This window comes from Flavobacterium sp. CAU 1735, assembly GCF_039888695.1.
Lineage (GTDB): Bacteria > Bacteroidota > Bacteroidia > Flavobacteriales > Flavobacteriaceae > Flavobacterium.
This window is the reverse complement of record NZ_JBDQQQ010000001.1, coordinates 1,106,370-1,118,042: the sequence shown is the minus strand read 5'-3', so window position 1 is coordinate 1,118,042 and position 11,673 is coordinate 1,106,370. Positions and strand designations below refer to the sequence as shown.

10 protein-coding genes are annotated in these 11,673 nt (G+C 41.9%); 1 reads left to right on the top strand and 9 read right to left on the bottom strand.

What is annotated here, in order from left to right:
* Positions 1-60: 60 nt before the first annotated feature.
* From AAFN64_RS05265 to AAFN64_RS05225, 9 genes are read right to left on the bottom strand one after another with little or no spacing between them, the layout of a single operon-like run.
* Positions 61-483, bottom strand: a complete 423-nt coding sequence (locus tag AAFN64_RS05265; protein ID WP_347759514.1) for a VOC family protein — start codon at positions 481-483, stop codon at positions 61-63.
* Positions 484-494: 11 nt separating this feature from the next.
* Positions 495-1,919 carry a nucleotide pyrophosphatase/phosphodiesterase family protein gene (locus AAFN64_RS05260; protein WP_347759512.1) on the bottom strand — a complete coding sequence of 475 codons (1,425 nt, stop codon included), beginning with the start codon at positions 1,917-1,919 and terminating at the stop codon, positions 495-497.
* Entirely contained in the window at positions 1,864-3,159 is a 1,296-nt protein-coding gene (gene eboE / locus AAFN64_RS05255) for a metabolite traffic protein EboE (protein WP_347759510.1), read from the bottom strand. The genes AAFN64_RS05260 and eboE overlap by 56 nt, the downstream gene beginning before the upstream one ends.
* A gap of 1 nt (position 3,160) precedes the next feature.
* Positions 3,161-4,321, bottom strand: a complete 1,161-nt coding sequence (locus AAFN64_RS05250) for a 3-dehydroquinate synthase (protein WP_300486697.1) — start codon at positions 4,319-4,321, stop codon at positions 3,161-3,163.
* Positions 4,322-4,344: 23 nt separating this feature from the next.
* Complete coding sequence (gene eboC, locus AAFN64_RS05245; RefSeq protein ID WP_347759508.1) at positions 4,345-5,235, bottom strand: UbiA-like protein EboC; 891 nt, start codon at positions 5,233-5,235, stop codon at positions 4,345-4,347.
* 8 nt (positions 5,236-5,243) lie between these two features.
* Entirely contained in the window at positions 5,244-6,149 is a 906-nt protein-coding gene (locus tag AAFN64_RS05240) for a TatD family hydrolase (protein WP_347759507.1), read from the bottom strand.
* Positions 6,150-6,182: 33 nt separating this feature from the next.
* Positions 6,183-7,010 (bottom strand): EboA domain-containing protein, encoded by an 828-nt coding sequence (locus AAFN64_RS05235; protein WP_347759505.1) that lies wholly within the window; start codon positions 7,008-7,010, stop codon positions 6,183-6,185.
* A 17-nt stretch (positions 7,011-7,027) separates the two neighbouring features.
* Complete coding sequence (locus tag AAFN64_RS05230) at positions 7,028-8,149, bottom strand: ferritin-like protein (RefSeq protein ID WP_347759504.1); 1,122 nt, start codon at positions 8,147-8,149, stop codon at positions 7,028-7,030.
* A 39-nt stretch (positions 8,150-8,188) separates the two neighbouring features.
* On the bottom strand, positions 8,189-9,997 hold the full coding sequence (locus AAFN64_RS05225; RefSeq protein ID WP_347759503.1) for a hypothetical protein: 1,809 nt from the start codon (positions 9,995-9,997) through the stop codon (positions 8,189-8,191).
* Between the two features lie 406 nt (positions 9,998-10,403).
* Between AAFN64_RS05225 and AAFN64_RS05220 the strand changes: the two genes are divergently transcribed.
* The gene (locus AAFN64_RS05220) at positions 10,404-11,627 is read left to right on the top strand and encodes a hypothetical protein (protein WP_347759502.1); all 1,224 of its coding nucleotides are present in this window, start codon (positions 10,404-10,406) and stop codon (positions 11,625-11,627) included.
* The last annotated feature ends 46 nt before the right edge of the window (positions 11,628-11,673 follow it).

The window sequence follows — 11,673 nt, the reverse complement described above, 5'->3', positions numbered from 1 at the left end:
AATACTAAAAAGATAAAGCTCCCATTTGGAAGCTTTATCAATTGGTTTTACGCTATTCAATTAATTCATATTCTGGCGAATGGCCAGTGTATTATTATCCGGATCGGAAAAAAATGCAAAATGATCAATATATCCTTTGTCGGATGTATTGGCAACGATTTCGCTTACCGTTATACCTTCCGCAAGTAAGTGATCTCTGGTTTTTACAATATCACTAACAATAAAAGTAGGCGCAGTTCCGGTTTCTTCGGGTTGTAGCGGTTTGTCAATATCTTTAAACAAGCCTATCGCTACGGTGTCCATATCATCGTGTAACAGTTGTAAATAAGAGTCATTTTCAAAAGTCCCGCCTTTGTTGATCGTGTAATCCGACTGTACTTTAAATCCTAACTTTTCGGTATAGAATTTTTCGGAAACAGGCATATCGCTGACAGATAATTTGATCACCATTTTTTGCTGCTGTTTTACTTCTTTAAAAATCATGGCTTTCGTTTTTAATCGGTTAATTCTTTTTCTTTAATGCGTTCTGTTTGTTGTGCTTTCCGGGCATCTTCGCCAAATATGGCTTCCAGAATAAGCGGACAAACGTCGATACCGCTTATTTTTTCTTTCGTGACGGATTTACTGATAAAAACCGGTTTATCCGCATCATCCGTATCTATTCGTCCGTGTGAACCTTTTACCAGTCCGGCATCAAGGGAAATCAAATCCATGACGGTTCGGAATCCGAGTTTTTTGCGAAGTAATTTTATCGCAATTCGCGGAAAGAGCATTTTCTTTTCCCGATCAAAAAACATTTCCACCGGATCATAACCCGGTTTTTTATGGATGTCGACCGTTCGGGCAAAATCCGGCGCGCGATGATCGTCTTCCCAGTAATAATAGGTAAACCAACTGTCTTTATCAGCGATACAAACCAGTTCTCCGGCTCTTTCGTGGTTGATGTGATACTCTTTTTTACCTTTTTCGTCCAATACACGTTCTATGCCCGGAATGGTTTCTAATAAGGTTTTTACTGTGGCAATCTGCGACGGGTCTTTTACGTATACATGAGCAATCTGATGATCGGCCAACGCAAATGCCGATGATTGTCCGGCATCCAACAGTTCGAGTCCTCTTTCTTCGCGGATGGTGATATAGCCGTTGTCGCGTAATACCCTATTCACATGAATCGGATTACTAACATTCGTAATTCCATATTCTGATACAATAATCGGGTTGACTCCCTTTTTTTCAAAAAACAGGATCAAGTCTTCACAAACAGCATCAATTTCTTTGATATCCTTCGTAATTTCCGATGATCCTTGTTCGAATTTCTGACAACAATAATCCAAATGCGGAAGATAGATCAACATTAATGTCGGATTATGCCATTCCTGTACCAATTTGGAAGCATCGGCGATCCATTTACTGGACTTTACAGAGGTTTTCGGTCCCCAGAAATCAAAAAGTGGAAAGGTTCCCAACGCTTGCTGTAACCGATCGCGAAGATCTGCCGGTTGACTGTAACAATCCGGTTTTTTCTGTCCGTCGGCCCAATATTGCGGTCGTGGTGTTACCGAAAAATCGGCATTGGAATACATATTATACCACCAGAACATATTGGCACAGGTAAATTCCGGATTGATCGCTTTGGCCCTATCCCAGATTTTGGGTGCCTGAACCAGTTTATTGGATTGCCGCCATAATTTTACTTCGGCTTCGTCCCGAAAATACCATCCGTTACCCACGATACCATGTTCCGATGGCCATTTCCCGGTTAAATAGGTGGCCTGTGCCGAACAGGTTAAAGCCGGAAAAACCGGCTCTATACTACTTTTAGCCGCTTTTTCTTTTATCCATCGGCTTAGGAAAAGTGTTTCGTTATTGAGTAAACCGGACGTAAGCCCTACTATGTTTATGACTGCTGTTTGCTGCATTTTTTACTGCTTTTATTACGGTTGAATGTTCTGTTTCAAGCTGCATTAAAACCCAGGATAGTTCCCGGTGTATTGCATCGGTTAAATGCATTTGCAGTTGCGATGGCAATACGTCCCAGGTATAGGTTTCGACTTCCAGATGGGTCGAATACGGTTTTTTCGACCAAAGTTGCAACGCTTTACTAATGTCTTCCTGTGTGGACTGTAATCCCTGATAATCCGACAGGAATATCGGTACATGAAAATGGGTTCGAAGTTCTTCGGAATCGCATTCCATCATGTTGGTGATACCTTGTCTTAGATCGGGAAATTTTAATAAGGCTCCCGATTTAGTCCGGATTACCGCCTGATGCAGATAAACCGGTTCGTCAAATTGTTGTAGGCGTGCGGAAAGTACTTCCCGGTCTGCTTCGGAGGCTATATCGCATTTTAAAGCAGCACTGATCTGTATCTTTCCGATTTTGATCCTGTTGGCTTCCATGATGCGGATTACTTCTTCCGGTTTTTCAAAAGCGACAGCAAAATGGCAAACATCATAACACAATTGGATGTGTTCGCGGATATAATTGCGCGCTTCTGCTCCGGTACATTTTATCTTTTTCACCAGTTCGGTTACGCCTTCTTTTAACAGGTAGTTCTGGAAAAAATCAATAAAATCATCGGTATTTTCTAGTAATCCGTCCGGTTCCGGTTCGATATCAAGGTGCATTTTCTTTCCGGTTGTTTTTTGCAAACCGATCAGATGCGTTACAATAGCAATCAGCTGCAGACAACTTTTCTTTTTGGCTTCTTCCCGTTCCGTTTCCTCTTTAAACCAGTATTTATAGGAAAGCGGCGAAGTGGATATGCCTCCGCAAATTTCTTTTGGAACTAATTGTGCCAACAGGTCAAATAATAAACGGGTATAATCCACTCGTTCCTGATGTAACCAGTCGGGCGAATGTACGCGGTCTTTTACTTCCTGTTTGTGGAAATTGCCATACGGAAAACCGTTTATTGTAAATACGTAAACATCGTTTTCCAACAGCCATTGCCGGAACGCCGTCAGGTTTTCTTCCTGTTGTAATGTTAACGCACTTTCATTGGATAATCGCAATCCGATTCCAAAAGGTTTTCCTACGGCCATTTTCGATTTTACGTCGAGCGTATAGCGCTTTAAATTTGCAAACACTTCTTCCCAGGTTTCCCCGGAATGAATGTTGGTACAATAACTCAAATGGGCGTTGTTCCTGATTTTCATTTTATTCCTGAATTAGAACATTCGATTTTGCCAGATATTGAACTGCCTGCGAAAGGATCGTTTTTTCCATATGGTGCACTTCTTCACCACTTCCGATGCCTTTTAACAACATGACAGTGAGTTCTCCTCCCAGATGTTCTCTGAATTCTTCAAGTCCTTTGTACAATAGCGGATTGATTTCCGTTTGGGTTTCATCCGATAATAAAGTGTGAAAAATATCAAAGCCTAAATCTGTTAAACAGGTCAGAATGCGTTGTAACGCATCTTCTTGCAGTCGTCCGGTTTTATAGGAATATACCGCATCCAGTGCGATTCCAATAGCAACGGCTTCTCCGTGAAGCACTTCATATCCGGACAAATATTCGAGTTTATGGGCGGCCCAATGCCCGAAATCCAACGGTCGTGACGAGCCTTTTTCAAACGGATCACCTGCCGTTCCGATATGTTCGATATGCAATTGGGCACAACGGAAAATCAATTGTTCCATAACCGACATATTCCGTTCGTTTAACGCCTCGGTATTTTGTGCAATCCAGTTAAAAAAAGCCGCGTCTTTAATCAAGGCTACTTTTACCGCTTCCGAAATCCCCGAACGCCAGTTTCTGTCGTCCAGCGTTTCCAAAAAACAGGAATCGTTTATAACGGCATACGGCGGCGAAAAAGTTCCCAGAAAGTTCTTTTTTCCAAAGTAGTTGACACTGGTTTTTACACCTACTCCCGAATCGTTTTGTGACAATACCGTAGTCGGAACGCGAATCAGGCGAATCCCGCGATGTGCGATTGCAGCGGCATATCCGGCGGCATCCAGTACGGCGCCACCTCCAATGGCAATCAGATAGGAATGCCTGTCGATTTGGTTGTTGTGAATTAACTGTAATATTTCTTCAATAGTATGATCGTCGTTTTTAATGTTTTCACCGCCTCGTACAATCAATATACTGCTATCGACAGTGTGCAACTGGAAATAATCGGATATATCGTTAATGATGTTCGGATGATAAACAGCGATATCTCTTTCGATAACCACTACTATTTTGGGATTATCGGTTTTAATGATGTTTATTAGTTCTTTATTGTCGGTTTTAAAGACATTTCGGGTAAAAACAACATCGTAGTGGTATTCTACCTGAAAATGCTGACGGATATTTTGGGCTTTATACATAAGTCATCGTATTAAATTGGACATCAGGTTACGGCAAATTTCCGCGCCAGTAAAACGGATAATGGTAATAACAATAAAACCGGAAGTGCATAATTCCAGTCTGCAAATCCGGCGATATAACAAGCATTGAGTACGATTAGCGACAATACGCCTGTTTTTACGGCTTTTTTGATCCAATCGGGTTGGTTGTTTTTATAGGCTTTATACTTCGCAAAAAAGTTAACACCGTACCAAAGTACCAGAAACGGTGCGGCAATGTTTAAATTGAGATTACCGTATTGGCTTATCCCGATAAATAGCACCACGACTACCGCGTCCAAAAGCATGGCAAGCAAAATGGAGGTTTTGTTGTTTCCACTTACTTCTTTTTGTCCGGTTAATGTTATCGCAGCAATAAACAAGACTGGGATGATCACTACATACCAGTCACGGAACATATTTTCGGGCATAATACTCATGCCGAGTAATAAATTTCCGCCCCGGCAAAGTCCCATATTTAACGGTCCCAGAAACGAATGGTGTTTACCGATTATATCGTATGTTAAAGCCAATACCATAATGATCAAAGCTAAAATACCGCTGGTTACCGAAACCAGTAAGGCGGCTATAATTCCGATAACAAAAAGCAACATTCCTAATACGACTGCTTCTGTAACGGAGACTTTTCCGCTAGGTAAAATCCTCTCCGGGCGATTGATACGATCTTCTTTAAGATCGAAAACATCATTAAAAACGATTCCACCGGCATAAAGGCCAATGGTAGCCAGCAATAACCATCCGACACTACTCCACGACGTTGTTTCCCAATCGGTTGCGATAAGGAAACCGGAAATTGCCACGCCGCCCAAAATATCGGATAAAGCCGTCATGATATTGGCCGGGCGCATTAACGTCAGATAATAATATAATTTCATAGTATCGGTTAATTATCAACGATATTCGAAAACGATATCACTTTAGCATCCTGTCCTCTCAGGATTCCGCTACCGTCATACAAAGCCGACTGTTCTACGATCATTTCTTTTTTCCAGTCGTCTTCTTTCATTTGTCCGCTTTGCGAATAGGCCGATAAAGCATTTTTATAGCAGGTCAGGTGTACATCTTCCCTGGATATACCTCTTTCCAGCATTAAAGCGGCTGTTTTGGGTACGGATAACGGATCGCTTACTCCCCAATCGGCTGAACTGTCGACAATGATTCTTTCGGAACCATATTGTTTTACGATTTCAACCATTCGTTCGTTACCCATTTTGGTATTCGGATAAATGGTAAATGCAGCCCAGTAACCTCGATCCAATACGTGTTTTACGGTTTCTTCGTTGTTATGATCAATTACAACCATATGGGGCGGAATACCGTGTTCTTCGAGTACATCCATACTTCGGATGGTTCCGTTGATTTTGTCGCGGTGTGGCGTATGCACCATTACCGGAAGGTTAAACAATAACGCCAGTTCTATTTGTTGTCTGAAATATTTGTCTTCTGCAGGTGTTTGGTCGTCATACCCAATTTCGCCAATGGCAACTACGCCTTCTTTTCCGGCAAACAACGGTAATAATTCCATTACCTGCTCGGCCAGTGCTTCGTTATTGGCTTCTTTGGAGTTGAGTCCCATCGTACAATAATGCTTGATTCCAAATTGTGACGCGCGGAAGCGTTCCCAACCGATTAGCGTACTGAAATAATCTTTAAACGATCCGGCTTCGGTTCGGGGTTGTCCCAACCAAAAAGCGGGTTCGATTACGGCTACTATTCCGGCTGCGCGCATGGCCTGGTAATCATCAGTTGTTCTGGATACCATGTGAATATGTGGGTCTATAAAATACATCGTTTTTCTTTTTTAGTAATTTGTAATGGTGTGTTATGCGTTGCTGATCAATGCCTGATAATCGGCTCCTATTTCGTTCCAGCATCTTCCGTTGTTTTCCAGAATTTTGGCGGCAACTTCTTGTTCGAGCGGTGTTCCGGTTTGCATGACTTTATACAGATCGGTTTCGATAACCTCATCGACAAAGCCTTCGATTCCTCTCCATATTTCGGGCGTTACGGCTCTTCCCGCCGACCAGCGTTCGTGAATATATCCGTGAAGCATAAAAGCCAGTTTTTCGTTTGCCCGCAAATCCAAACCATAAATACGAAATAAGGGTCTCGCGGTAAAAACAGCTTTTAAAACCAGTTGGTTCCAGGCATCTTCGGGTAAATACAGGTAGGCATACGGATTATGCAGGGCTATGGCTTCAAAAACATCGGTCATATTGGTGCGTACACCTTCCTGCATCCGCAAGGTGAAATCTTCTGCATTATCAAGAAAATACAGGCCTTTGTATAGGGTTATCAGTTCTTTTATATCGGCTGTTTCGAATAGCAATTTCAGGATGATTTCATTTCTTTCCAGAGGCAGATTAACCATTAAAAATACCCTGCACAATTGTTGGTTGTTCCATTCTGAAGCAGCAAATCCGGGATACAGTTTTTCCAGTCGGCTGAGGGCTTCCGGTTTGTATTCCGGTACATCCGGCGTGATATAACGGGGAACCAAACTAAATAAGGAAATGAACTGGTTTCCCAGTTCATCTCTATTTTTAGAACCTATGTTGGCGTCGAACCAGCTGCGTTGGACTTCCGGTAAAGTGTCCTGCAACAATTCCAGTATGACCTGGTGTGCTGTAATTTCTGCCGTTTTATACATCTGTTCGGAATTTTATATTAAACATTTACTCTGTTTGCCATATACATGTCTTTTTCACTTGGCGTTAAATTATCGTTTGTGATATATTCATAGCTTGGTCCGGCGGTATATCCCGGCTGATTCGGACTCGGCAGTTTTAATAATCGCAAAGCATATAATCGCAGCGAATACATCAGTCCCATTGCCATGTCGATTTTTTCCGGCGCACCGTTAAACGTGATGTGCAAACTGTTTAACAGGTTGGTATAGGTATAATTGAAGAATTTGCTGTTTACATAAGCGGAAGAATCTGTAGGGTAATCGCTCATTTTAGGATTTATGGCCATATTCGGGATTTTTGATTCGTCACATGGAATCGGATCACCGGAATACGAATATCCGCTATCGGCATTCGGATCTTTTACCAGTTTTCTACCTTTATAGATTTCTTCAAAACGGTAATAATGTGCCGGTTCAGCGGCTTCGTCCGGTCCTAAATCTTTTTCACTTATAAATGGATCGGTACTGGTTCCTTCTCCCTGATCCACAATGATATTGATCCCTCTTAATGCGGCCAATAAATCCGTGATCGGGAATAATTCTTTGGCTGGGAACCATTTTTCATTGGTCATCTGATACGTCGAATCGCCTGTAAAGATGGTTTTACCTTTCAGTTTTGCTTCTGCTTCCAGAAATGTAAGCTGTTTGGCAATTTTATCGTAAAACATTCCGATAGTCAGCTTATCTTCTGCTCCTTTCATCATCATAAAACTTTTTATTTTGATTGGATCTTCCGGTTCTTCAATCGCCATAAAAACATCTTTCATCAGGTCTTTTGTAAACTTCGCGATCGGCACAATCAGTCCGGTATCAACGCCTCCCGGAAGTGGTCCCGGATACGTTGGGATAAAACCGGGTTGGTTTAATACGGGTTTCCCTCCAATGGCGTTCAGTAAGTTACAAGCGATGGATAAATGCAGCATTTCTTCTACTACAACCGATCCGATTAATTTTGAAATCTCGTCATTCCCGGTTTCAAACAGGGTAAACATCGCCGTCAGGTATGGTGGAATCGTAGAATGTTCCAGCTCTATTGCCGTTTGAAGTGCCTTTCTGACATCATCAATCGTTTCTATTCGTATATTTTTAAGATAGATCATGAGTAGTTTGTTTTTGTTTTGTTGTTTGTTTTGTTTGTTTTAGCTCCTTTGGATGATACGTTCTGCCGTCGATAATTCGACCAACGCATTTTCTTCTATAACACTGTCGAGATAATTCAGTATCATTTGCTTTTTGTCTCTCGAAAGGTCACGGGTTACCGGCATATGGTTCGGGTCTTCTCTCGGCAGATCGAAAACAAATCGCAGTAGTTTGGCATTGTTATCAACCACTTCTCTATTGGCCAAATTGAAAATCCCTTTGGACATTAACGGATACAAATTGGCATATTGCTGCATTACAGGTTGCACGTCTTTGTCCCAATCCGGTTTGGCAATGATCTCCTGCTGAATGGCATCGAAAACTAGAATACTGATAAAGTTCGTCGGATCGATACCGGATAACGTTGCCGGCGTTACAACAGGATTATTATTTTCCATGCTAAACGTGAAATCGACCGTCGGATAGCCATCCAGGTAATACCATAACGCATAAACCTGTCCATCGATAAAGCCTCTTGGGTTTTGCGGATTGGACGCATTTACGCTTACTGTCGCTTTTCCATTTTTATCGGTCACCACACTGGATTCGAAAGCAAGGATATTGGGCGAGGAAGTAACCGGAGTTCCGTCTCCTTGTCCCATGATATTGATCAAACTATCCTGAAACTGACAAATAACCGCCTGATTTTCCATTGGTCTGCCTAAATCGGTCGCAAAAAAATCGATGGTGCTTTCTTCTCCCGGATTCATTCGGAATACAAACTGATCGGCTCTTACATAATGGGTAAGTTCTTTAACTAAAGGCGATAAGCTTCCGTCCGGTAGCTGGTTCATGATTGCCAATGGGCAATTTCTCACCATATCCACCTGCTCGTCATTTAGTCTGATCTTAACCAAACCACCTCTGTTTTCATACCATTTTGGTAGCTTAAAGTTGAGCTCTCCCAGCGGAACATAATCTTCACCCCCAATGTTTGCAGCTAGAACCAATGTGCGTGATTCTGCAATTGTTCCTTCCGGGCCTTTTGTTTGCAGAAAATTTCCAAGATCCAGAATAAATTGTTTGGTTTCTTCCTGTAGTAATCCATTGGCCACATATACGGAGGTACTCAATGGCATATACATTCCACTGTTACAGGTAAGATCGGAAACGAATTGTCTTCCCATAAGAAAGTGTTTTGGTTCATCCAGACGCGATGGTCCGATACTTCCCACTATTCGGCCAATCGTAAAATGGGCGGAATCGTGTATCTGATTAAACACATCCACGTTGAATTTCATCGATAAGCGATCCGGGCTTTCACTTCTTAATTCTTCCAGATAACGGGATTTACTTTCTACTTCCGACCATTGCAGGTCTGTCACAACCGACTGATAGCTGGCCGATGCGCCTCCTGATCCTTTTTCAGTGGTTGAACGATTCCACCAGATGTCGTTAAAAGCAATCGGTTCGAAATTTCCTTTTACAAAATCGGTTTCGCCCTGTCCAATTCTAACGATCATTCCCCAAATCTGAGAAACCGATTGTTGTTGCGGATCCAGATCGACAATTTTTCCGGCCACGCGGCTGTTGGCATCCATAATACTCATTCCGATAATCGGATCGGCATTCGGATCGCTGGTGGTAGTACCGTCCTTATAGGTCACACTGGTGATCACACAATCGATCAGACGCCAGTTTCCGGTTCCGTCCGGATTCCACCAACCATTCGTTCCTCCTGCCCCATATTCCTGATAGCTGGGCTGGAAGGTCTCATTGTTGTAATGATTCACATCATTGTTTACCGTGGAAGGATCTGCCTGAAACTTCCCCGAAAAGGTAAGTCTCGGTGAATTTAAATAAGCCATATTATAACAAGTTAAATTATTACGTTAATGAAAGATTTGGGGCAATTATTTTATTCTCAAAATGAGATTATTTCTTATTTATTCAAAACCTGGTATTCCTATAACCGAAAATAAGCTACTGATATGTCCATACTCCATTTAAAAAAGTATAAATTTCACAAATACAAACACTTAACCACCAAGTATAAATACCCGTTTTATCAATCGCGTATTTCCACTTAATCACATTGCTAACCGTACGAATCTTTCCCTTAACACGCTAAAACACTGTAAAAAAGACAACTAAATAATAAATTTAAAAATATAAAATATTCTCAAAAAGAACCATTACTTTTTAATTTTATTTTAAAATAATCACATTTTGTGTATTTTAGTTATCCCAATTAATCCCAAATCACTATTACTTATGGTACAAAAATCACTTTCAGCGTTATTGCTTTTGTCTTTGATGACCCTTTCAGGATGTCATCACGATCACGATCCGGAAAATAACAACCACGATTCCATGTTTTTTATCGACTATCGGCATCTTGGCGGCGGATCAGACGGTATGGCCGTAATCGAGCTCGATCCCGAATCTCCCAACTTCGGAAATATCAGTAGTAAACTGGAATTGGGTGTAGGCGTACTTCCGCATCATATCTATTACGATTATTTTGCCCAAAGGCTCTACACTACCGCTTTAGGTGGCAGTTATTTGTATCAGATCCGTACGGTGGAAGATGCCAATGGCTTGCCTACATTGGTTAATGCTACTCCTATTAATACCGGTACCAGTACCGTTGGAGAAGATATTTTCTTTACCAGCGACAATCGTTATTTTGTAACCTTTATGGGTGGCGACGGAAGCCTGAAAGGCGGAAGTGTGGGGGTTTTTAACGCGTCCAATAACCAATTGATCAAAACAATATCCGGTTCTATTGATGTCAACCCAAACAAGTTTATCATGTATCCACATGGTATTTCGATCAGTGAAGAAAAAGGACTCATGATGGTTACCTCAACCATCCATCCGGATCTGACTTCCGGCGTGGGGAATACGTGCACCTTAATCGATTTAAATACGTACGAAATGATTGAAACCTATACCGTTGCTGATAGTCCGACGGATATGTCCAGTCCGGTGGAGGTTTTGTTACTGCGAGGTCAGTTTCCGAAATTTGCCCTGGCTACGACGATGCTTGGCGGCGATATCTGGATGGCTCCCTATAATCCGACTACCGGTAAATACGATGCCTTTACAAAAGCATTCGACGGTTCGGCAATGGGATTGGGATGGGCTTTGGAAATGTATATGGACAACAACAAACAACTTTACGTTAGTTTCGGACAACCCGGAAAAGTCTTGGTATTCGACATCAGCAAATTGCCAACGTTAAAACTATTGCGAACACTGGACGCTGATGAAGGGGCGCATCATATGGTTTTCTTTAAAACAAAATCCGGAAGAGAGGTAGTTGCGGTTCAGAATAACCTGCTCAATCTACCCAATCTGAATTCCGGTACGATTACGGTAGTCGACGTAAAAACCGGCGAAAATCTGGGCAAAGTCGATTTGCGAAATCGCTATGGTATATTGCCGGAATCGATTGAAGGCACCGGTGGTCCAAGCAATTATTTACACCATTAATGCTAAAAATAAAAACACCCGGATTACCGGGTGTTTTTATTTTGTC